Annotated in this window: 17 protein-coding genes; 8 read left to right on the forward strand and 9 right to left on the reverse strand. The window is 70.4% G+C overall.

Going from position 1 to position 21,639, the window contains the following annotated elements:
• Positions 1–272 precede the first annotated feature (272 nt).
• On the forward strand, positions 273–956 hold the full coding sequence (locus AB0P35_RS25870) for a tetratricopeptide repeat protein (RefSeq protein WP_363514897.1): 684 nt from the start codon (positions 273–275) through the stop codon (positions 954–956).
• 175 nt (positions 957–1,131) lie between these two features.
• Here AB0P35_RS25870 and AB0P35_RS25875 read toward each other — a convergent pair whose 3' ends face one another.
• From AB0P35_RS25875 to AB0P35_RS25895, 5 genes are all read right to left on the reverse strand, one after another.
• Positions 1,132–1,473 carry a hypothetical protein gene (locus AB0P35_RS25875; protein WP_363514900.1) on the reverse strand — a complete coding sequence of 114 codons (342 nt, stop codon included), beginning with the start codon at positions 1,471–1,473 and terminating at the stop codon, positions 1,132–1,134.
• Positions 1,474–1,502: 29 nt separating this feature from the next.
• Positions 1,503–1,772 (reverse strand): hypothetical protein, encoded by a 270-nt coding sequence (locus AB0P35_RS25880; protein WP_363514903.1) that lies wholly within the window; start codon positions 1,770–1,772, stop codon positions 1,503–1,505.
• Between the two features lie 65 nt (positions 1,773–1,837).
• Positions 1,838–2,341 (reverse strand): PaaI family thioesterase, encoded by a 504-nt coding sequence (locus tag AB0P35_RS25885; RefSeq protein WP_363514906.1) that lies wholly within the window; start codon positions 2,339–2,341, stop codon positions 1,838–1,840.
• Positions 2,342–2,414: 73 nt separating this feature from the next.
• Positions 2,415–2,786: a DUF4259 domain-containing protein gene (locus AB0P35_RS25890; RefSeq protein ID WP_363514909.1), complete on the reverse strand. Its 372-nt coding sequence runs from the start codon at positions 2,784–2,786 to the stop codon at positions 2,415–2,417.
• Between the two features lie 143 nt (positions 2,787–2,929).
• Positions 2,930–6,079: a BTAD domain-containing putative transcriptional regulator gene (locus tag AB0P35_RS25895; protein WP_363514912.1), complete on the reverse strand. Its 3,150-nt coding sequence runs from the start codon at positions 6,077–6,079 to the stop codon at positions 2,930–2,932.
• Between the two features lie 171 nt (positions 6,080–6,250).
• On the opposite strand from AB0P35_RS25895, the gene AB0P35_RS25900 reads away from it, so the two are divergent.
• From AB0P35_RS25900 to AB0P35_RS25910, 3 genes are all read left to right on the forward strand, one after another.
• Positions 6,251–7,024, forward strand: a complete 774-nt coding sequence (locus AB0P35_RS25900) for a ricin-type beta-trefoil lectin domain protein (protein WP_363514915.1) — start codon at positions 6,251–6,253, stop codon at positions 7,022–7,024.
• 1,291 nt (positions 7,025–8,315) lie between these two features.
• Entirely contained in the window at positions 8,316–9,899 is a 1,584-nt protein-coding gene (locus tag AB0P35_RS25905; RefSeq protein ID WP_363514918.1) for a phage/plasmid primase, P4 family, read from the forward strand.
• A gap of 135 nt (positions 9,900–10,034) precedes the next feature.
• On the forward strand, positions 10,035–10,478 hold the full coding sequence (locus AB0P35_RS25910) for a DUF6009 family protein (RefSeq protein ID WP_363514921.1): 444 nt from the start codon (positions 10,035–10,037) through the stop codon (positions 10,476–10,478).
• Positions 10,479–10,634: 156 nt separating this feature from the next.
• Here the strand turns inward: AB0P35_RS25910 and AB0P35_RS25915 are convergent, their stop codons facing one another.
• Positions 10,635–12,986, reverse strand: a complete 2,352-nt coding sequence (locus tag AB0P35_RS25915; protein ID WP_363514924.1) for an isoamylase — start codon at positions 12,984–12,986, stop codon at positions 10,635–10,637.
• Positions 12,987–13,603: 617 nt separating this feature from the next.
• Between AB0P35_RS25915 and AB0P35_RS25920 the strand changes: the two genes are divergently transcribed.
• Positions 13,604–14,449, forward strand: a complete 846-nt coding sequence (locus AB0P35_RS25920; protein WP_363514927.1) for a tetratricopeptide repeat protein — start codon at positions 13,604–13,606, stop codon at positions 14,447–14,449.
• A 176-nt stretch (positions 14,450–14,625) separates the two neighbouring features.
• Here AB0P35_RS25920 and AB0P35_RS25925 read toward each other — a convergent pair whose 3' ends face one another.
• Together AB0P35_RS25925 and AB0P35_RS25930 are read right to left on the reverse strand one after the other, a co-directional pair.
• Positions 14,626–15,138, reverse strand: coding sequence for a L,D-transpeptidase family protein (locus AB0P35_RS25925; protein WP_363514930.1), 513 nt, complete (start codon positions 15,136–15,138; stop codon positions 14,626–14,628).
• A 682-nt stretch (positions 15,139–15,820) separates the two neighbouring features.
• Complete coding sequence (locus tag AB0P35_RS25930) at positions 15,821–15,958, reverse strand: hypothetical protein (RefSeq protein WP_363514933.1); 138 nt, start codon at positions 15,956–15,958, stop codon at positions 15,821–15,823.
• Positions 15,959–16,156: 198 nt separating this feature from the next.
• Between AB0P35_RS25930 and AB0P35_RS25935 the strand changes: the two genes are divergently transcribed.
• From AB0P35_RS25935 to AB0P35_RS25945, 3 genes are all read left to right on the forward strand, one after another.
• The gene (locus AB0P35_RS25935) at positions 16,157–16,546 is read left to right on the forward strand and encodes a WhiB family transcriptional regulator (protein WP_363514936.1); all 390 of its coding nucleotides are present in this window, start codon (positions 16,157–16,159) and stop codon (positions 16,544–16,546) included.
• Between the two features lie 1,177 nt (positions 16,547–17,723).
• Entirely contained in the window at positions 17,724–18,152 is a 429-nt protein-coding gene (locus tag AB0P35_RS25940) for a DUF6192 family protein (protein WP_363515053.1), read from the forward strand.
• 1,309 nt (positions 18,153–19,461) lie between these two features.
• On the forward strand, positions 19,462–20,340 hold the full coding sequence (locus AB0P35_RS25945; RefSeq protein ID WP_363514939.1) for a histidine kinase dimerization/phosphoacceptor domain-containing protein: 879 nt from the start codon (positions 19,462–19,464) through the stop codon (positions 20,338–20,340).
• 297 nt (positions 20,341–20,637) lie between these two features.
• On the opposite strand, the gene AB0P35_RS25950 is transcribed toward AB0P35_RS25945, so the two are convergent.
• A complete protein-coding gene (locus AB0P35_RS25950) occupies positions 20,638–21,639 on the reverse strand; it encodes an NlpC/P60 family protein (RefSeq protein WP_363514942.1) in 1,002 nt (333 codons plus the stop codon).

Here is a 21,639-nt window from a genome sequence, read left to right on the forward strand (position 1 = left end):
TCTCTGGACACCTACATGTGCATACGACTGCCACCTCCCGGTGCGCAGGACCGGTACGGCAGGGTCTGCCCGAACCCCTCCAGAGTCTCCCCGGCGATCGCCGGTCCGGACGACTCGTGACGATCACTGACCCGGGCGTCCCATGCGAGGAGCCACCGAGGTCAGCGAATCCACAGGACCTGGAAGAACCCGGAGGCCGCCCACCGAGGCACGCACCGCGGCAGGGACTTCGCCGCCGCGACCGTGACCGGCGGACACCAGGAGGAACAGCCATGACCACTACTCCCGTCACTGATGCCCGGCCGTCACTGCCGGACCTGCTGGCCGCCTGTGTCGAGGCGATCGCGGCAGGGGACCTGCGGGCAGCCCGGGAGCTGGCCGACCGTGCCCTGACCGGGGCGGTCTCCGCCGGACCGGTCGCCTTCGCCGGCGCAGTGCTGGTCTCCGGCACGGTCCACCGGACCACCGGCGACCTCGCCTCGGCCCAGGACGCTTTCGCTGCCGCCGCGACCCTGGCAAGCCGTCACCTCTCCGAGCCGAGCGGAGCCCGGGTCCATGCCTGCGCCCACATCGAACTCGCCGCCCTGCACTGTGCCGGCGGCCGGTACGACGAGGCCGCGCAAGTCCTCCGACACGCCCTGGACGCGACCCTCGCGTGTGACGCTGCCACCGCCCCGGAGGACCTTGCCCTGCTCCACAACGAACTCGGCATCGTCGCCGGATTCAGCGGCGACTTCGATCGGGCCGTCCATCACTACCAGAAGGCCTTGGGTCTGCTCGCGAGTGTCCTGCCCGCCGACCACGTGGACCTGGCCACGCTCTGGCGCACCATCGCCGGCCTCGCCCACGCCCGCGGTGACGTGCTGGGCAACCTCGCGGCCCTCACCCACCGAAGCGGCAAGCACTGCACCGCAGACCTGAGCGCCCTCGCCGGTCGTACCGTTCCGGGCTTCTGAGATCGTGACCACGCCGCCATCGGCTCGGTCAGGCGCGCCCTGATCGGGACAGGCCGCAAGCACGGCAGGGCCGCGCATGCACCTGGTCCACTCCGGTGTACACCACGATGGACTGCGCGCACTGACGACGAGAGCGGAGCAGGCACGGACCGCGGCAGGCGTCCGTGCTGCGGCGTCAGACCGCCCCGAGCGCCGCGGCCACGGCGTCGCGGACCGCCTGCTCGGTAGGGGCGGGCCTGCCCAGGGCAGCTGCCATGTCCGAGAGGGAGGTCATGGCGACTTCGGGCAGTCCGCAGGCCGTGAACGTCGAGAACGCGCCCAGGTCCGGCGCGATGTTCAGAGCAAACCCGTGACTGGTCACACCGCCGCGGATCCGCATGCCGATCGAGGCGACCTTCCGGTGCTCCGGCGTCCAGACCCCGACCAGACTCTGGGCCTTGGGCGGGGTGTCACGTCGGACGGCCTGCAGACCCAGCGAGTCCAGGGCGGTGACCAGCCCCTCCTCCAGCCAACGCACGATGTCCCCAGGACCGCGCTGACGGAGATTCACACGAGGTAGCCGATCAGCTGCCCCGGACCGTGGCAGGTCGCCTGACCGCCCCTGTCCACCTCAACGAGAGGAATCCCGGTGTGCGCGGGCAGTTCGTGACGCGGTGTCCGGGCGCTGAAGGTGATCACGGGCGGATGGGTGAGTAAGGCCAGCCGATCCGCTATCAACTCCTGCTGCCGCCAGCGGACCCAGGTGTCCATCTGCTCAACCGCCTCGATGTAGGGAATCTCACCCAGATCGACCCGCTCCAGCTCGCGCTCGCCCACATCAGCCCTCTCGGTGCCGCACGCTCCACCTCTTCAGTCTCTGCGGCGGTCCCGCCGCGGGGCGCTCAGCAGGGAAAGTCGTGCGCGGAGACGGCGATGGTGGCCGTGGCGTGCGCATACAGCTTGTCGCTGTCGACGGCGACCACGCGGGCGCGCGCGGTGGACAGCCGCCGCCCCTGGTGGACCACCTCCGCGCTGCATCGCAGCAGCCCGGAGCCGACCACCACCGGACGGACGTAGTTGACGTTGAGCTGCACCGTGGAGATACCGGTCCTGGGCGGCAGCAGGGTCAGCACGCTGGCCCCCAGCACGGAGTCCAGCAGTGTCGCGACGTAACCGCCGTGCACCGTGCCCCGCATGTTGGCGAGGTGGGGGCCGGTCTCTCCGGTCGCCTCGGCGAAGCCGGGCCGAGCGCCGGTCAGGGCGAACCCGAGAGTCCCGGCCATCGGGGGCGGGGCGATCCGTCCCTCGATCACCGCCGCCAGCAGCTCGGCACCGGACATACGCTCCATGTCCTCGGTCGGCTCGAGCGGAATCCAGGAGTGGGTTCGGGTGGCGGGTGTCGTCATGGCCCGATCTTTCTCCGTAGGCTCCCGCCGGCACATGAGTAGCCGGTACCTGGCCCGGCTCCGGGTGCGACGGCTACGGCACGGGGGGAGCAGCGGCCGCGGCCAGCTGGTCGAACGTCCGGGTCAGTACGTCGCGCCGGCCTTCCTTGTAGGCCGGTGAAGGCTCCAGGTCGTCGATGGTCCGCTCCCAAACGGCCATGAATGTCCGCTTCCACTCTGCGATCACCTGGGGTTGGAGTGAGGCCGAGACGTGGCCGGCCCGAGCCAGGACGTGCAGCAGCTCCAGATTGCACGGCACAGCGACGCCCCAGTACTCGTCGGGCTCGATCTCAACGGGATCGCTGGCCATCGCCTCGGCGACCTCCGCAACGAGCCGGTCCACGAAGGTCGACAGGTGATCCAAAGCCGTGTCACTCTCGAAGTTCCCGCTGCCCCACGTTCCCACCAGGTTCTCCTCGTATCTGCGACGGCATGCCATTGCACTCCCACTGAACCACCCCGCACTGACACCGTCGGCCGGAGCGTGCGCGGTCAACCCCCGGAGCAGGTCATCCAGCGGGAAGTCCACCGAGCGGTCCGGCGGAGGTCTCAGACCGGGCCGTCGAGCGCGGCGGCCAGGTCGGCCGCCTCCGGCCGGCCCAGCTCGGTGTAGATCTCCAGCGCGGCCCGCCGGTCGGCGCGCGCCTCACCGGCCCGGGCCAGGCGGTCCAGGCAGCGGGCCGAGGCCGCCAGGGCGCGCGCCTGGTCGGGACGGCTGCCGGTGCTCCGGGCCAGGTCGAGTGAGGTGCGATGGTGCTCGAGCGCCTGCCCGGCCTCGCCCAGGGCGAACAGGGTCTCCCCGAGGCCGTGGTGGGCGTTGGTCCGGCTGCCGGGGTCGCCGAGCCGTTCGGCCAGCGCGAGGGCCTGCCGGAAACGGGCCGAGCCCTGGGCGTGGCGGCCCGACTCCAGGTGCAGCAGGCCGAGGATGTTGAGGGTCTCGGTCTCCGCCGCCGGACTGCGGATCGCGCGGTGCACCTCCAGCGCCCGCTCCAGGTACCGCCCGGCGGCTTCCCAGCGGCGCCGGTTGATCCCGACCAGCCCGAGGTTGTTCAGCGCGGCGCCCGCCCCGCCGCGGTCGCCGATCTCCTCGTAGATCCGCAGCGCGGCCTCCAGGCTGGCGGCGGCCTCGTCCAAGCGGCCCGACTGGCGGTGCACGATGGCGATGTTGTTGAGCATGTCGCCCTCCGCCGAGCGGAAGCCCGTGGCCCGGTGGATGCCCAGCGCCTGCTGGTAGTGGTCCAACGCCTGCGCGTACCGGCCGAGCCGTTCGTGGACCAGACCGAGGTTGCCCAGCGAGGACCCCTCGCCCGGCCGGTCGCCGATCTCCCTCCTGATCGTCAGTGCCCGCCGGTGGTGGTCGAAGGTCTCCGGCATCCGGCCCAGCCGCTCATGGACCTGGGCGAGACCGTGCAGCGCGGTGCTCTCCGCCCTCCGGTCGCCGAGTCCGACGGCCAGTTCGAGGCCGGCCGTGAGCCGCTCCAGCGCCTCGGGGTAGCGGGCCATCCGGTACTCGGTGACGCCGAGCTGCAGCAGCGCGGCCGTCCGCTCCGGGTCCGTCCGCGCCGCCGTCAGGGCCAGGCTGTGCAGCGTGTGCGCCTCCCGGTAGCGGCCGGTGACGTGCAGATGGCGGTGGAGCAGCGCGGACAGCGTGGCGAGCCGGTCGTGCCAGCCGCCGTCCCCGGCGGCCGCGGCCAGCGCGAGCAGGTTGGCACCCTGCACGTCGAGCCAGGCGCGGGCCAGGTCGGGCCGGTCCAGCACGGGCCCGGGCACCGCCGGGACACGGACCTCCGGGCGGTGGTCGCTCTCGTACGGGTAGAGCAGCCGGACGGCCGCGGCGACGGTGTGGGCCGACTGGTCCAGCAGCCGTTCCATGGCCGCGTGCCGTTCGGCGGGCAGGTCGTGGCGGGCCGTCAGCTCCCGGGCGTAGTCGCGCAGTAGGTCGTGGGAGGTGTACCGGCCGGGGCCCAGGTGCCGGGTCAGATGGGCCTGCACCAGCTGGTCCAGGACGCGGCTCGCGTCGGCGGGGGAGGAGCCGGTCAGGGCCGCGAGGGCGTAGTGGTCGATGTGCCGTCCGGGGTGCAGGCCCAGCAGCCGGAACGCCCGGGCCGCCGGCGGCGGCAGGTGCCGGTTCGACCAGGACAGCACCGAGCGCAGATCGGTGAACGGGTCGTGCGCGGTCCCGAGCAGGTCCAGTCGCCCGCGCTCGTCGGCGAGTTCGGCGGTCAGCTCGGTCAGCGCCGCGCCGCTGCGGAACGCCGCGAGCTCGGCCGCGATGCGCAGGGCCAGCGGCAGCCGGGCGCAGCGCTCGGCGAGCGGTGCGAGGGTGCTGCCGGTCGCGTCCTCGCGGTCGCCGACCAGGTCCCCGAGCAGCCGGACGGCGTCGTCGAGCGGGAGCAGGTCCAGCGTGATCCGGCGGGCGCCGTCCCGGGCCACCAGGCCGCCGAGGCTCTCCCGGCTGGTGATCAGGACGCCGCAGGAGTCGCCGGGCAGCAGCGGCCTGACCTGCTCGGCGCAGTATGCGTTGTCGAGGACGACGAGCATCCGGCGCCCGGAGACGGCGGTACGGAACCGGCCGGCCAGGGCGGCCGTCGTCGCGGCGCCGTCCCCGGGCACCTCGAGGCCGAGGGCGGGCAGGAACTCGGCCAGCACGTTGTCGGGCCGGCGCGGCCGGTCGGGCCCGTAGCCGCGCAGGTCGACGTAGAGGCAACCGTCCGGGAACTGCTCGCGGGCCTGGTGTGCCCAGTGCAGGACCAGGGCCGACTTGCCGACCCCCGCCGGGCCGGTGACGGCCACCACGACCGCCGGACCGGGGAACGGGCCCACCTCCGACATGATCTTCGAGAGGTCCGCCAGTTCGGCGGCGCGTCCCACGAACGGCTGCTGCCCGGGCGGGAGTTGCCAGGGCGCCTGCAGGCCGGCCGCCGGGGCCGGGCCGGTGCGGGGCAGGTCCAACGCGGGGTCGCCGCGCAGGATGCGCCGGTGCAGTTCCCGGCCGGCGGGGCCGGGGGAGACCCCGAGTTCCTCGTCCAGCAGGCCGTACAGGCGCTGATAGGCGTCCAGGGCCTCGTGCTGGCGCCCGCAGCGGTACAGCGCGAGGATCAGCTGGCACCACAGCCGCTCGCGTAAGCCGTGCTCCCGGACCAGGCCGTGCAGTTCGCCGACCAGGTCGGCATGGCGGCCGAGCGCCAGCCGGGCGTCCACGTGGTCCTCCAGCGCGCCGATCCGGGCGTCCTCCAGCGCCCGCGCCTGCTCCTGCACCGCCGGGGGGACCGGCAGTCCGGCCAGGACCGGGCCGCGCCACAGGCCGAGTGCCCGGGTGAAGGCCTCGGCGGCGGCGTCGGCGCGGCCCTCCGCCAGGGCCCGACGGCCTGCCGAGGCCAGGGCGGTGAAGGCGAGTGCGTCCAGGCCGTCCGGACCGGCCGTCAGCGTGTACGAGCCGCCGGCCGACCGCAGGGCCGGTCCGTGCGGCGCGGCGGCGGCGAGCAGGCGGCGCAGATCGGCCGCGTACTGCCGCAGGTTGGCAGCGGCCGAGCGGGGCGGGGCGTCCGGCCACAGCGCATCGGTGAGCAGGTCCGCGGGGGTGGCGGTGTTGGCGCGTAGCGCGACGGTCCCCAGGAACACCCTGGCCAGGCGGCGCGGCGGGGGCAGGACACGGTCACCGGAGTGGGTCTCCAGCGGACCAAGGACGCGAAGCTGCACGGCTCTCCTCCGGCTCGGGGTCACGGGGTGACGGCAGTCGGCCGTCATGACGCGGCGTCAGTATCGCGCGATCGCATATGAGCTCATATGCATGCGCGTGTACGGGGCCCACCCAGGATGGGCGCACCGGGCCACGGACGGTGGCGCGGCGACGACGAAGGGGAGGACTCCATGGGAGGACGGACGGCCGGTCCGCCGGCGCTCCGGCGCCTGGTGCTGACGGTACTGATGGGGATGTGCCTGGCGCTGCTGGGCGGCGCACCGGCGATGGCGCAGAGCACCTCCGGCGGGCAGACGCCGCAGGTGGCCCAGGCGCAGGCCGCCGCCTGCAAGCCGACGGTGCAGGGGTCGTACGTCTACGCCTCCTGCACCATGGACGCCGGGACGCGGTGGTACGTGCGCGGAATCTGTCGCTCGTGGGACGTGGCCGATCCCGGCTACTCGGTCGCCGGCAACATCGTCACCGGCACGGGTACCTCCTCGGCCCGGTGCACGATCTCGCGCACCTTCGTCAGCGGCACGCAGATCGTGACGCTCCCGCCGGAGCCGACCTACCGCCACGGGCCGATCGTCGGTGTCTTCTCCGGGAAGTGCGTCGACGTGAACAATGGTTCCGACCGGGACGGCACTCCGGTGCAGATCTTCCCGTGCAACGGAACCCCCGCGCAGACCTGGTGGATCTCCTCGGACAACAAGATCATCGCCCTCGGCAAGTGCCTGGACGTCAAGCACAACGGCACCGCCAACGGTACCGTCGTCCAGCTCTACACCTGCAACGGCGGTGGCAACCAGGAGTGGGTCGGCACCCCCAGCGGCGGCCTGATGAACCCGCAGTCGGGCAAGTGCCTGGACAACCTCGGCTTCAACTCCGCGGACCGGGCGCCGCTGGGCATCTGGGACTGCAACGGTCTCGCCAACCAGCTGTGGGAGGTGCCGATCGACTGACCGGGACCCGACCACCGTACGGCCGGCCCCGGTGCCGCTCCGCCCACGCGGCGGCGGCGCCGGGGCCGCCCTGGTGCCCCGTGGTAGCCGGCGCACAGACCCGCCACGAGATCACCAGAACGACCAAAGCCGAGGTTGAGCAGTCTTTGCTCTATGTGCCGTCAAACCCCGGGTGTGATGCTCGATCGTTCAGGCCTGCACCGGTGTCTGAGATCGTCCAGGGGGGTCCGATGCAGTCCGAGCAACCTGCGAGCAGTGACGGCGGCGACCGTGAACTCCGTACTCGCCTGGCGGAGGCGCCAGTCCTGTCGAGGGCCGGACGTCGACCGCGCCTCGGGGCCGGGACCGGGGCGCGGACCTCCGTCCCCGCAGATGACAGCGACAGGGACCCAGGACGGCCGCCGGCCACGGGGTGCAGTGGTCGGTGCAGGAGTCTGCGGCCGGTGCGGCTCGGTCCCTGCCCCAGCGTGAGCGGGGTGGTGAGCTCGTCGCGCCGCGAAGGGCCGAGTGGAGCGTGCCGGCCGGGGCCGCCACGTCGGTCCCTCGGCGTTCTCCCAGTTCACAGCACCTTCAGCCTCGGCACAGGGACTGAAGTGACCCGGATCCCCGGTTATGCCCGACAGCCTCAGCCGCCCGCGTATGCGGGCGACCTGCTCCGAGAAGTCATAAGGGAGAACTTCGATCCCTTCGGTCCCTGCGCCCTGGCGGGCCTTTCGCTCGCGGCACCATCGGCTGCTGTCCGCCGGTGCCTCTCCGAGCGGGACAGACATCCGACGTACGGTCCCTCCGGTCCCTCGCATCGCGGGCGGGACGACCACCGACCCCGCCTCCTTCGACCTGCCCGGATCCCCGTGGCCACGAAGGCAGCGATGACAGCAACACCGTGAAGGACAGCAAGGTGCGCCGCAGCAAGCCCCGGTCAGCCACTCGTGCAAGGTCCGTGCGTCCGCACGCCGTCGAACAGCCGTGTGCGGCCGCGTCCTGGCCGGTCCGCCGGCCGGGGTCCGGCCGGAAGACTCCCGCTTCCCGCCGGACGCGGGCCCCGATCGTCGAGGTGACCGCCCGTACGGCCGTACCGGGAGTGGCGGGCTCCACCGAGAGGCCGAACCGCGTCACCGACGCCCCGGGCGGACTCGCAGCCGCAGGACGCCTACCCGGAGACGAGGAATCAGCCCGAGCCACGGCAGCAGCGGGCCTTGCACGTCCGGATCGGGAAGGACGCGCCGTCCCCGGACCGCCACCGAAACCCTTGCCGCAGACGCCCGCCACCCGCTCCACACAAAGGACCGCGATGACCGCCACCGACAGCCCCCGCGGCTTCGATGCGCATGCTGCCGCCCGGCAGATACTCGGCTTCGATGCGCAGCTCGGTGTCCCGCTGGTGCCCACTCAGGCTCGGCCGCCACAGCTGTCGGTGTCACCACTGTCGGCGCCACAGCTGTCGGCGCTCGCGCGGGGCGGACTGCTGCCGGATCTTCTGACCGACCGTGGGAACGCGAAGCTGTTCATCCGGCTGTACGGGGACCGGTTCCGGCACGTCGACGGGCTCGGCTGGTACCAGTGGGACCGGTACCGGTGGAAGCGCCGCGGAGGCGAGAAGGCAGTGCTGTGGGCTGCGGGCGAGATGGCCGAGCAGATGCCCGCCAGCGATCCGACCGGCCTCCTGAGCGACCGTGAGATCTACACACACCGCAAGCGGACCATGTCGACCGCCGGGATGAAGGCGTTGCTGGAGCAGGCCAAGGCCTCGCCGACGCTGTCGCTGGCGGCGGAGGACCTCGACGGCGACCCGTACGCGCTGTGCACACCCGACGGGGTCGTCGATCTGCGTACCGGCCGGCTGCGGAAGCCCGATCCGTTCAACGACAGCCACTCCCGAGCCACGTCGGTCGCCCCGACGGACATGCCGACCCCGCGGTGGGACCGCTTCCTGGAGGACACCTTCGGCGACGACCCCGACGGCCAGGAGATGATCGACTTTCTCCGCCTGCTCCTGGGGTACTCGATCACCGGGGACGTCGGCGGCCAGGTCCTGCCCTTCCTCTACGGCCAGGGCAAGAACGGGAAGTCGGTTCTGCTGGACACCATGATCCAGATCCTGGGCGACTACGCGGACGCTGCGCCGCCGGGCTTCCTGATGGACCGCGGCTCCTTCGCCGAGCACTCCACCGAACTCACCGAGCTGCACGGCCGGCGCATCGTGGTGTGCAGTGAGCTCAAACCCAGCGACCGCTTCGACGAAGCGAGAGTCAAGCTGCTGACCGGCGGCGATCGGATCAAGGCCCGCCGCATGCGTCAGGACTTCTTCTCCTTCGCCCCGACCCACCACCTGTGGCTGCTCGGAAACCACCGCCCTGAAGTCACGACCGGCGGTATGGCCTTCTGGCGGCGTATTCGGTTGATTCCGTTCGAGAGGACAGTTGCGGACAGCAATAAGATCGACAATCTTGCGCTCGAACTTGTTCGAGACGAAGGCCCCGGCATTCTCCACTGGTTGATCCAGGGCGCGTGCCGCTACCGCAGGATCCAGGACCTGCGAAAGACCCGGGGTTCCACTGTCCCCGACCCCCTGGTCGGTCCGGCCCGTGTCCGGATGGCCACCGATGCATACGCCACCACCGAGGACCACGTCGGACGCTTCCTCACCGAGTGCTGCAGCCGAGCGGCCACCGGCCCCTCGGACCTGCGCGTGGAACAGAGTCAGCTCTACGCCGCCTATGCGGCGTGGTGTGCCTCCGGTGAGGGCATCCGACCGGCCAGCGCCCGTGTCTTCGCCAACCGCGTCCGTCTTGAACTCGGCCTGTCCTCACCCAACGAAATGATCAAGAGCAATGGTCGAAAGCACTACCCCGGGATCGGCCTCCTTGCCGACTGATCAGCCCCCGCCCCGCGGGCCGTCCGCGGCGACCTACCCGACGGCCCATCGCCGGACCTACCATTCACACGCAGCCCTCCACGCCGGCCCTGCGGCGTTGGACCAGCCCCGACGGACGAAGGAGAACCACGGGTCATGAGTTCGCTACTGGTGGAGGGCGACCTCTCCCATGAAGCCAACGTGGTCTGGCTCGAGGACCCCTCCAACCTCGACTACGTCCGCCAGACCCTGGACAAGACCCCCAGGCGCCGCAACAAGCCCCGCTGGGCACGCCACGGCCGCATGGTCGGCTATGCGGAACTTGACGCCAACGCCCATGCCGACCCCGACAGCGGTCTCTACCGTCGCCGGGTCTTCTTCCTCCTCCCGCACGACCGGGACCACGAGCCCGACGGCCTGTACGCCGCCGCGGCCCCGGGCGAGGCCGTCGACCCCCGGACTGTCGAACCCAGGCGGGTCGGTGAGAAGACGCGTCGCTCACAGACCGGCAGCGCCAAGGGCGCCCGCAACCCCGGCGCCGGTCCCGGCCGGAATGTGAGGGAAGGCGCCCAGGCCACTTCGCCGGGCCGGCCGGCGTAGTTGCCGGACCTTCGGGTGGCTGTGGCCCGGTGGAGCCCTCCACGCGGGCCGGCGGTGGCCCGGTGGAGCCCTCCACGCGGGGTGGCACGCGGAGGGCTCCGGCTCGGCTTCTCGCTGACTGCTCAGCGGCTCGGGGCGTGCTGAAGCACGCTCGGGCTACTTGGCCAGGAGGAGGAGGGTGGCACGCCCGTGCAGGCGGTAGACGGTGCCGGCACCGCCGATGAGCACCTCGGCCCCGGGCCGGGCGACCTGGTCCGTGCCTTCGGCCCAGGTCGAGGTGTCGGTGACGGTGTACCAGTTCTTGTCCGGCCCCGGGGAGGGGAGGGTGAAGTCCACGTCGCCGGACCAGCCGTTGTAGCCGACGTAGATGGCACTGTTCGGGTCACCGAGTTCGGTGCCGTCGTAGCGCCAGGCCAGCGCGTGGTTGTTCGGGTTGCTCCAGTAGGCGCCGTCGGGGGCGGTACCGGCGGGAGTGAACCAGTCGAGCTGGCCCATGCCGTTGCCGTTGCCGTCGCCGGCGGAGTAGAAGTCCGCCGGGTGCAGCGCGGGATGCGCCTTGCGGAAGGCGATCATGCGCTGGGCGTAGGTGCGGAAGGTGCTCTGGTCCGCGGTCCACGAGGTGGTGAGCCAGTTGGCGGAGGAGTCGATGTTGTGGGGGTTGTTGTTGCAGTTGAGTGAGCGCAGGTACTCGTCGCCGCCGGTCATCATGGGGGTGCCAGCGGAGAGCATCAGCAGGGCGAAGCCGTTGCGGGCGGCCCTGCGCTGATCGGCGGCGTCGCTGCCCTGGTCCCAGGAGATGTTGTGGTTCGAGCCCCCGTCGGAGGGGCCGTACGGCCAGGGCTGGTCGTTGTTCTTGCCGTTGCAGGAGTAGAGGTCCTTGAGGGTGAACCCGTCGTGGGCGACCACGAAGTTGACGGAGGCCGAGGGCTTCCGGCCGGCGGCCTGGTAGAGGTCGGCGGAGCCGGCGAAGCGGGTGGCCAGGTCGCTCGGGGTGACGCTCTCGACGCCCATGGCGTTCTGGTCGCGGCGCACGGTGTCGCGGAACTTGTCGTTCCATTCCGACCAGCCGTCGGGGAGGTTGCCGACCTGGTAGGTGCCGTCGCCGATCGCCCACGGCTCGGCGATCCAGTCGGTGCCGACACCGCCGTCGGTGGGGCGACCCGGCATGGCGGCCGTGATGCGGTTCAGGGCGGTGTCGGGGTCGGTGCGGCTGTAGTGGAAGCAGCCGTGCTGGCAGGTGTTGCCGAGGACGGGGGCGAGGTCGAAGCGGAAGCCGTCGACGCCGAGGGCACCCTTCCAGTGGGCCAGGGAGTCGATGACGAGTTTGCGGGTGACGGGGTTGTAGGTGTTGAGGTTGCCGTTGACCCCGGTGTTGTCCCAGGAGGCCTGCATGTCGCCGGTGAGCGAGTAGTAGGTGGGGTTGTCCAGGCCGCGCATGTTCAGCAGGCTGTAGGTGCTCGTGTCGTCGGCGTGCCACGGGCCGCCCTCGGCGGCGTGGTTGTACACGACGTCGGTGAAGACCTTGATCCCGACATCGTGGTAGGCCCTGACCATGTCCTTGAACTCACGGGTGGGGCCGCCCGCGGTCTTGTCCGAGGAGTAACGGCGCTCGGGAGCGAAGAAGTTGAGCGTCTCGTAGCCCCAGTAGTCACCGTTGGTGCGGGTCGCCTCGACGTCGTTCGCGTCGTTCTGGCTCTCCTGCACGGGCAGGAACTCCACTGCCGTCACACCGAGGCTCGCCAGATGGGCGGCCTTCATCGCCGCGCCCTTGTAGGTGCCCTGGTAGTCGGCGGGCACGGCGGGGTCGTTCTTGGTCAGGCCGCGGACGTGCACCTCATAGATCACGTCGTCCTTCAACGCCCGGGTCGGCTTGCTCCCGGTGCCCGCGGTGTCGGTGACCAGCACGATGCCCTTCGGGGCCTGCGTGCCGTTGTCGAGTGCCCGGAACTCCGGACCGGTGCCGTACACGGTCTTCGGCGGGCCGCCGGGGGTGAGCGGGTCGTGGCTGAGCTCGAGGGCGTAGGGATCGGTGAGCAGCTTGTTGGGGTTGAAGCGGTTGCCTGCGGCGTCGACGTCGGAGAGGAAGCCGGCTGAGGAGCCCTTCGTCCAGGAGGCGTCGTAGGGCCAGTTCGGCCCCCAGGCGCGGTAGCCGTAGTAGACCGGTCCGAGGATGCCGTGGCTCCGGAGGGTCGCCGTCGGCACGCTCACCGACCACACGCCGGATGCGGCGTTCTTGGTGAGGGGTAATCGGACGGCTTCCTGACGGCCGGAGGCCGCCGCGTAGAGGTAGAGCTCGATCCTGGTGGCACGGGAGGAATAGAGCCGGAAGTCGATGCTCGTCCCGGTGCCGTTGTAGTGGGCGCCGAGGGCAGGGCTGGTGACTGCGGCAGCCGGAGCGGCAAAGCCCCCGGAACCGGCCAGGGTGGCAGCGAGCGCGGTCGCGGTGGCAAGAGCGAGCGACCTGAGACGGGTTGATCTCCGCACACGGGCGGAATTGGGCAAGGACATGGCAAACTCCTGAAGTCGGGGTGGGGGCGGCCGCGGATGTTCAGATGGCCGCACCGACTTCCTGCAAACAATTGCAGGATCTTGCTGCAAGATAGCGGTGGGGGCAGTCGGAGTAAAGGTGTTTCGCACGGCCGGTATACGACAATTGACGCGGCGACCGGCGGGCCGGGGTCCGGCGGCGAGTGCGGTCACGGCTGTACCGCCGGTGGGGGCCGGTATATTGATCTCGCGGCCCTGGGGAGTTCGCGCATGCCGTGGCCACCGGGCCCTTCACGAGGTCGGCCGCCCGCTGCGCATCACCTGACAAGGCCGAGGCTTCCCAACGGGTTCGCCGAGTGGCTGCACTTCGGCAAGGCCGGCCGGCTGGCCGGCCGCGGCCCGGACCAGCAGGACGAACGCGGTCGATGTTCCTCGACCTGATCACCACCGGCGTGGTCTTCTCCACTGCCGTCGACATGACCCGGACACTGCGTCAGGCGACCCGCGAGGGTGGCTGCTGATGGAAAGTCATTTGGCGGCTCCTCAGTCCCAGTCGGCGCCACACACCCCGACCCGCCCACAACCCGACACTCCACGCTGCCGTCAGGCCGGCACCGTGGGGACGCCAGAAGGATCGCATGGAAGACATCGAGGATGTGAAGGCGCGAGCCGAGGAGGGGGAGGTGGACGCCATGAGTCGACTGGGCACGCAGCTCATGAAGCGGGGCCAGGTCGACGAGGCCGAGTCCTGGTACGTGCGCGCGGCGCGGGGTGGTCATCCAAGCGGCATGTACAACTTGGGTCTCCTGCTCTGCCGCCACCGAGACGCCGGTGCGGAAGCGGAATCGTGGTGGCGCCGGGCGGGAGAGGCCGGTCATGTCCGATCCATGGTTGCCCTGGCCGATGCGATGTTCAGCCGGGGCGACGCCGAAGCTGCCGAGCCCTGGTACCGGAAGGCCGCCGATGCCGGTGACGCGCAGGCGGCATTCGGACTGGCAGTCCTGCACGCCGATGCAGGTGACTCCGTAGCGGCGCTCAACTGGTACGAACGGGCCGCGACCGGCGGCGAGTCACGGGCCATGTGCAACCTCGCCGTACACCACGCACTTCATGGCGACCTCGCCGCCGAACTCCACTGGTGGCGGTGCGCCGCGGAAGCCGGCGACATCCGCGCAGCGTACAACCTGGCAGTCGGTCTTGCGGGAACGGATGCTGCAGAGGCTCAGCGCTGGTACGGCCGGGCCGCAGATGGCGGGCATGCCGGAGCCGCGACCAACATCGGCGTTCTCCTTGCGGGACAAGGAGATCTCGTCGGGGCTGAGCCGTGGCTGAGGCAGGCCGCCGGGAGCGGGCACGCAAGCGGGATGGTCAACTACGGAGTGCTGCTGCGAAAGACCGGCCGTGAGACCGAGGCGAACGCCTGGTTCGAACGAGCCGGAAAGGCCACGGAACAGCAGCGGGTGGCCCACCCGGGCCAACAGTAGCGGCAGTTGGGCGAGCGCGTTCTGGTGGCGGCGCGCGGCGCGGCGGATGTTCGCACGCAGCTGCGACGTCCGCGCACCTGATCGCAGGGCGCTCACACCGACCGGGCCTGGACCGCGCCCCTGACGGGCGCGGTCCGGAGGAAGGGTGTGGATGCGCGGGTCGCGCAGACGTGAACCTATCCGATGGCAATCTTCGGATTTTTGGACGGATCTATCCAGTGCATGATCTGATCCATCACGGGGCGCGGCACGGAGACGCATCCGGCAGTGGCCCCGGCGCCGTTCACGTGGAGGAATATCCCCGAGCCCCGCCATGGAACGGCGGGCCACCTGTTGAAGTTGATGACCAGGGCCTCGGCGTACTGAGTGGGGTAGTTCACGAGGTGCTCGCTTCCGTGGTCCCCTTTCTCGACGAGCGGGAAGTCCGCCCCCTCCTCCGTTCGCATCGAGTTGTACGACGTGGAGTCGGGATCTCCGACCCACCAGTCTTTCGCCGTCACCCGGTGATACGGGATCCGGGTTTCCGTCGCCTGCAGGCCGAAGCCCTCGGTGATCGAGTAGGTGCCACGCGGGGTGGTGTAGGTGCCCTGACGTCGAGTGCCGGGATCCACCAGCCCACGTGACCCGATCCGGCCCGAGCCGGTGGAGAATTTGACCTGCCACGTCGCTCCCTCCAGCTCCCACGCCATCACGGCGGCGTACGAGCCCGAGGCCTTGACCGTGATGAGCTGCCGAGAGTCGCCGACTGCGGCCGGGACCGGGAAATCCGGCTTCGGAACTCCCGACCCGGTCGCCGACGACCCGCTCGGTTTCGGGGCGGCTCCTGTCGGACCCTTGGCGGGAGAACCGGAAGGCCGCGGTTCGGACGCGGCCTGGGACGTGGATGGGTTTGCGGAGGGATCAGCTGTCAGGGCTGACACCTCGGGGCCCGCTGCGGTCGGCACCGGTGTTCCCGAAATGGCTGACGGTAGCTCCGAGCCATCCGCCGTAATTGCACGTTCGGAGGGCCGGGATTGAGGCCCGCATGCCGCAATGGCAGCAGCAGCGAGTACCACGGAGGAAGTCAGTGCAGCATTCCGCAAAATCCGGGTAGGATCAATTCTGATCATTCCGGGATGCTATCAGCCTTTATGGCTTTTGCATTCATGACGTTCATGGCAGGAATGGCGCACCGGTGCCCGGAGGGTGGTGACAATGAATGCTATGCAGGTCTTCTCGTGAATTGATGAGTAGGTTCTACTCATTTCTTCCGCGGGGTGCCGGGGCGGACTCACTGATCAGGGCCGGCGGCCGCCTCTCGCACTCCCGTCCGGGCTCCGGGCGTGGACGCTGGACCGGGCAGCCGGCGGTGACCCGACGACCGTGTGCGCATCAGAACGTACTGCTGTACTCGGCCGTCGGCCCGCGCGAGCGGCCCGACGCGGCACTGGCCGACAGGGCCCGTCGTTCGGCGCGGCTCGAAAGCAGCCCGTTCTTGGCCGCGTCGATTTCCTCGGCAACTGTCGACAAGCTCGTAATTCTCGAGCAATGGTCGCTTCCGGCGGTGCCGCCGCGAGGCCGGTCTGTATTTCAGTGGGCAGATCTCATAGGATGCGATCATGGCGTTGACGAGAGATTCCCGTACCGCTTGCAACCGGGTGGCACGGATGCATTTCGCCGATCCCGCGACGGAGCACCGGTCGGATACCGCACACAAAGTGAGTGACGATGGCGACCGCCGCGCGCGGTGAGAGCGGCCGGGCCCAGGCGCGCCACGGCACAGAAACAAGTAGCTGCACGGCCTTGGGGCACCCTCGTCCCCATGACGAGCGCTGCGCGGTCCAGGGCGCCGAGGAAAGGACCGTCACTGCCGAGTCACTGCGTGACCTGGTCCTGACCTACCCCGCCGACCGCATTCCCTGTCTCACCCGCGGCGGCGAGCTCTGGTTCTCCAGGCTGGCGGCCGACCAGCGCAGAGCGGCGGCCTGGTGCCAATCCTGCCCCGTAGCCAGGTCGTGCCGCGCTGCCGGCCGCGTCCTGCGCACACCCTACGGCGTGTGGGGCGGCGAACTTCCCCGAGACCGACGACGAGCGGGCTATCTCGACCACAAGGAATGACCCGGGCCAACGGGCCCGGATCCGGGTGGCTCTCGGGAGCAGCGCCCGGGGTCGGCACCGCTCGGCGGTGGATGCCGTCGATCCCTCCTCGGCTTGATTGCCCATCGGATGAGAGCGGCTGAAAACACGTCACGGAGGAGGGTCTGCGCGGCCCGGCGCAGCCGGCCCGGCAAGCTCCACCACGAGAAGGCATCCGTGCTGTCGTGGTCGGCACGTAGGGTGCGGCCATGACTGATCCGAATCGGCTCGGGTTCAGCGCGCCGTGGGACGGCTTGTACGACACGTGAGGGGATGTGGGTTGGTCAGCCGACGACGTGTGAGAGCGGTCGCGGGGCGGCCGCGACACTGTGGGTGCCTTTCTTCAGGTCGCCGGTCTCACCCAGCAAGATCTACGGTCGACGTACCGTCCGAACGGGGCCCGCTGCCTGGGCGGCGGCCACCGGCGCGCCGGATCAGCACCAGCGCCGGCGCACCAGCCGCCACGGCGGCCCCCGCCCCGATCAGTTGCCACGCGGTCCGGCGCATCTCCTCCCGCTCGCCGGGGCACCCCGGGTTGAAGTCGGCCGAGTATCCGGGGCCTCGGAAGCCGGCACCGCAGTAGAGCGTGCTGTGTCCGTCGTTGCCGTACGGGTTCGGGTACAGACCCACCCCGGCCCCCACGAGCACCGTCAGGACCCCGACCCCCAGCACTGTGCCCACCGCTCGACGCATGGCACGCCCCCGTTCGCTCCACCACCCCATGCGCCGACCTGACGGCATGGGTCCTGATCACCTGTCACGTCAGATGCCACGATCGCAGACGACTCTCCGGGGCGGATCGGTTGCGGTGTGATCGCCAACTGGCACCGACCTGCCGCTACCACCATCAAGCCGCCCCAGGTGCAGCATGGAGATCACGGTCTGCAGCTGGAGTGGACTGGCGCCGCCTCCCGAAGGGGGGAGATCGGGAGGCGGCGCTCATCACCATGATCACCCGGAATCTGCTGCGCCGTATGAGTGATCGGTACTCAAAAATCGGGCAAGTCCACGAATATGGCCAACAAGGCGCACGATCGACGGGCCTTGCCGAGAGCCGGGTTCCAGGAATCTTGGGGTGCCCGGATTCACGGGCTGTCGACGCGGGCACTTCGGGCAGACCGGCCCCGCCACGCAGGCGGTCAGGCGGATCGACCGGACGGTGGAGTCCTTCGACCTGGTCACGGCCTGCCACGCGATCGTCGGCGCGGCCGGTCGAACCGTTCCGGGCCTGTGCGACCGCGGGCTCGGCGACGAGCGCGTGATCACGCACGAGAACCTCGCCCGGATGCGGGCGACTCGCGACTGGCTCGGGACCGCGGTCCGCCACTGGCACGGTGGACGTCGAAGACGAGCCGGCCCGTCTTCTGACGGTACGTCGTCGACACGGCTTCAAGTGGCGGGCCCTGCCAGGGCACTTCCCGCTCTGGCACGCGGTCGACGGATTCCTGGCCCGCTGGGCCCGCTGCCGGCGTCGTCGGACAGATCCACGACCGGCTCCGCACGGTCAAGAAGGTCAGCCGCCCGAAGGACGCAGTCGGGTTCGTCGTGCTGTCCCGCCGCCGGGTCGAGAGCTCGCTGGCCTGGCTGACGCGCGCCCGCGACTACGAACGCCTCATCCGGAGCGCCGAGTCGCTGATCCCTTGCGCCGCGACCACTCTGATGACCAGGCGCGTCAGTTTGCCAACGGGTGCGCTCGGCTGCCGCGGCGACGCCCCGACGAGCCGGGGGAGTCGCCTGATCACATCGGCCCGGTGGCCACCGGGCCGATCAAGCACCCCCGCGGTCGCGGCCGTTGGCGTTGAAACCCCTGTAGTAGTAGCGGCCGGCGGATGCGTCTTCCCCGGTCGGCGCAGACGGGTTTCTGGCGTCCGACCGCAGGGCCACCACCACCGAGGAAACGAACCGGATGAATCGCCCCCATCGCGAAGACGGCGCCGCTGCGGGCTCCTCCACCCCGGTGCGAACGAAGTGCGCGCGACCCGGACCTTCCGGCTGATCCTGCGACATGAGCGCCTCCGTCGACGATGAGATGGCTGACCACCGATGTTTGCAGTCGGCATCGTTCCAGGCGGAGTGCCCTCTCGACTCAGCAGCTTCTACTCAGTCTTGCCCGTCGAAAGCTCCAGGCGCGCGGACCGGCCCACCTCGTCCCGATCGAGCGTTCCCGCCTGCCCGTCCTGCTGCTCTGAAGACCCGCAGGGTTCAGGCACAAGGACCGGCCGCCCCGGGATGACCCTGGGCGGTCCCTGGGTGGGGGCCGGATCCTTCGCCGCCGGGGCATCGCGCCGACCGATCGGGCGTCGTTGCAGGGCAACCTGGGCTTCCGGACTTGAAGTTGAGCTGACGCTACTCAATCGGTTCCGCGGCCGAATCCTTAGGGTGTTCGGCGCCTGGTGTCCCTTTAGCGCCGCGCTGCTCTCGGCGGGATCGGAATGTTTTGCATGGCCATGCCCGAGTTCCGGGTCGGTGACCGAGTCGTCCACTACCGCGATGTGACGGCTGTCGGGACCGTCGTGCGCGTCCGGCGGCGGAGGTGGATCGTCCGGAGCTGGGTGTATTTCGTGCAGTGGGCACCGGGGTGTCCTCCGACCCCGATGCGCGCAGGGACCTGGCACGCGCCGGGCCATTTCGGGCCGACTCCTGTCGCGGGTGCGGGCCTGGGTCGACAGCTACCCGTGCGGCCCGCGCCCCGGTGCGGCGCATCCGTGACATGAGATTTCCCGAAGAAGGCGGTTGTGGTGCTGCAGGGGAGTATTCAATACTCTTTCACCACACACGATCGACTGAATATTCCGGCTGCGGTACGGGTCGGCCGAAAAGTGTGGCTCGTGATAGCCGGAGCGCCCTCCACCTTCGGAGGGAAGCGGCGGAATGAGGGGTTCGGCTATGTTGTCCGGGTGACTATCTTCCTCATTTCTTCAGGCGTGTCGGCCGCGCGCAGTTCTGTCAAAGACTTGCTTTCATGGGAGGAGATTCCGCACCGGGGAGCGGGGTCGGCCGGCCGGAGGCGCTGGTTGTCGGTGGCGGTCGGGGCAAGTGCTCTGTTCCTCATGGTGGTCGGCCTCCCGGACACCGAGGCGGCGGTGCCGCCCGCGGAGGCGGGGGCGCTCGCAGCGGCTCACGCAGCATGCTTACCCGTGGCGCTACGGCGTCCGATGGTCGGTTGGTGGCTGTCCCTGGCGATGACCGCCGTCACCGCATGGCTGCTCGTGACGGGGACAGGTCGTCTGTATGTGGTGTCGCTGCCCTGGACTGCGGCCGGGCTGCTCATCGAGGTGGGGGTGCTGTTCCTGGTCGGGCTGGGAGTCCGGCCGCGGGGCGCTGTAGCCGCGTGGATCGTCACCGTCGTGTTCGGCGCCGGCCTGACCGTTGGGCTGGGCTCGTACATTGCCATTGCCCAGACCGAACGCACGGCTTCCCTGCGAGAGCGTATGGGCACTGCCGCCCACTCCGAATTCGGCTTCCACCTCGGCTGGCTGCACGGCAACGGGATGCTGCTGACGATACTGTCCGGAGCCGCCCTGGCCACCGGGATGGCGTTGCGAGGCAGTGGGGAACCCGCCCGTCTCCTTCCGGTGCAGGAGACCGCAACCACCAGCGAACACTCCCTCAGGGTTCTTCTCCAGGAGCGCTCCACCCTTGCGCGGGAGCTGCACGACGTGATCGCCCACCATCTGACCGTCATCGCCGTCCATGCCGAAGCCGCCGCCCACCGCATCGAACACACGCCGGGAGGCACCCCCGAGACCCTGGCCGTCATCCGCCGGAACGCCTAGGACGGCCTCGCCGAACTGCACCGCATCCTAGGCCTGTTGCGTTCCGACACCACGGACGGCGAGCTCCTCGACCCGCAGCCCACCCCCGCTTTCCTCCCAGCCGCCGGAACCGAGGAGCCGCGGTGACCCGCCCGTCCGCGTCCTGATCGCCGACGACCGGACCCTGATCCGAGAGGGTCTCCAAGGTGACGAGACGGCGCGCTTGGCGCGGAGGACGAGCGCGATCAGTCAAAGACGCGGCCAGGCGTTGAGAGGCTCGGTGGCGCCGCGGGCGATGCTCGGCACGCGACGGTCGGCTCAGGGGCGTACGGCGCCCACATAGGCCATGACGTCGATCCGGGTGATCTCGACGTTCTTGCCGGTGCGCGGCGCATGGATCATCCTGCCGCCGCCGATGTAGATGCCGACGTGCTGCAGGCTGGAGAAGAACACCAGGTCCCCGGGCTGCAGGTCGCTCTTAGCGATGCGCCGGCCGGCGTTCCACTGGCTCTGCGAGACCCGCGGCAGGGATACCCCGGCCGCGCTCCAGGCGGCGCCGGTCAGGCCCGAGCAGTCGAACTTCCCCGGCCCGACGGCACCCCACTTGTAGGGCTTGCCGAGCTGGGCGAAGGCGAACTGGACGGCCGCCGCCGCGCGTCCGGACGCCGGGCCGTTGTACGTCTCGCGGAAGGACTGCAGGTCCTGAGCGTTGTACCCGGCACGGTCGGCGGCCGACAGGGTGTTGAGCAGCCGGGTCGCCTCGGCCAGTTTGGCCTGCACCCGCTTCTTCTCGGCGGCGAGCGCGCGCTCCGTCTCGTCGAGCCGCGCGAGCAGCGCCGTCGCCTCGGACCGGCGCTGGTCCAGCCGGCGCTGCTGGGACTGGAGCAGGCGAAGCAGGTCGCGCTGCGAGCTGGCCGCGATGTCCTGGGCGGAGGCCCGCCGCAGGTAGTTGTCCGGGTCGGAGGACAACATCAGTGCGACCGTCGGGTCCACGTTGCCGGTGCGGTACTGCTCGCCGGCCACGGCCGCCAGGCACTCCTTCAGCCCACTCATCCGCTCCTGCCCGGTGGCCACCTGGTCCTGCAGCTGGCCGGCCTCCTTGCGCAGGTGCTGCTGGTCCTCCTCGAACTTGTTGTACTTCTCGGTGGATGCCTCGGCCTGCTCGTTCAGCTCGTCCACCTGGGTCTTGACGGAGGCCACGTCGGCGGACGGCTCGGCATGGGCGCCGCCCGCGGAGGCGAGCAGGGCCGAGCCGGTGAGGGCCGTCGCCAGGGCGATACGGGCGCGGCTGGGCGGAGCGGGCTTGCGTCGGGTCCCCAT

Origin of the sequence: Kitasatospora sp. NPDC085879 (genome assembly GCF_040686255.1) — a bacterium.
Classification (GTDB): domain Bacteria; phylum Actinomycetota; class Actinomycetes; order Streptomycetales; family Streptomycetaceae; genus Kitasatospora.

What these genes read in the sequence shown, in the direction of transcription:
- AB0P35_RS25950 (WP_363514942.1), bottom strand. Translation starts at nt 21,639, where the DNA reads ATGGGGACCCGACGCAAGCCCGCTCCGCCCAGCCGCGCCCGTATCGCC.
- AB0P35_RS25905 (WP_363514918.1), top strand. Translation starts at nt 8,316, where the DNA reads ATGACCGCCACCGACAGCCCCCGCGGCTTCGATGCGCATGCTGCCGCC.
- AB0P35_RS25925 (WP_363514930.1), bottom strand. Translation starts at nt 15,138, where the DNA reads ATGGCGTGGGAGCTGGAGGGAGCGACGTGGCAGGTCAAATTCTCCACC.
- AB0P35_RS25900 (WP_363514915.1), top strand. Translation starts at nt 6,251, where the DNA reads ATGGGAGGACGGACGGCCGGTCCGCCGGCGCTCCGGCGCCTGGTGCTG.
- AB0P35_RS25870 (WP_363514897.1), top strand. Translation starts at nt 273, where the DNA reads ATGACCACTACTCCCGTCACTGATGCCCGGCCGTCACTGCCGGACCTG.
- AB0P35_RS25915 (WP_363514924.1), bottom strand. Translation starts at nt 12,986, where the DNA reads ATGTCCTTGCCCAATTCCGCCCGTGTGCGGAGATCAACCCGTCTCAGG.
- AB0P35_RS25935 (WP_363514936.1), top strand. Translation starts at nt 16,157, where the DNA reads ATGGCGACCGCCGCGCGCGGTGAGAGCGGCCGGGCCCAGGCGCGCCAC.
- AB0P35_RS25910 (WP_363514921.1), top strand. Translation starts at nt 10,035, where the DNA reads ATGAGTTCGCTACTGGTGGAGGGCGACCTCTCCCATGAAGCCAACGTG.
- AB0P35_RS25920 (WP_363514927.1), top strand. Translation starts at nt 13,604, where the DNA reads ATGGAAGACATCGAGGATGTGAAGGCGCGAGCCGAGGAGGGGGAGGTG.
- AB0P35_RS25885 (WP_363514906.1), bottom strand. Translation starts at nt 2,341, where the DNA reads ATGACGACACCCGCCACCCGAACCCACTCCTGGATTCCGCTCGAGCCG.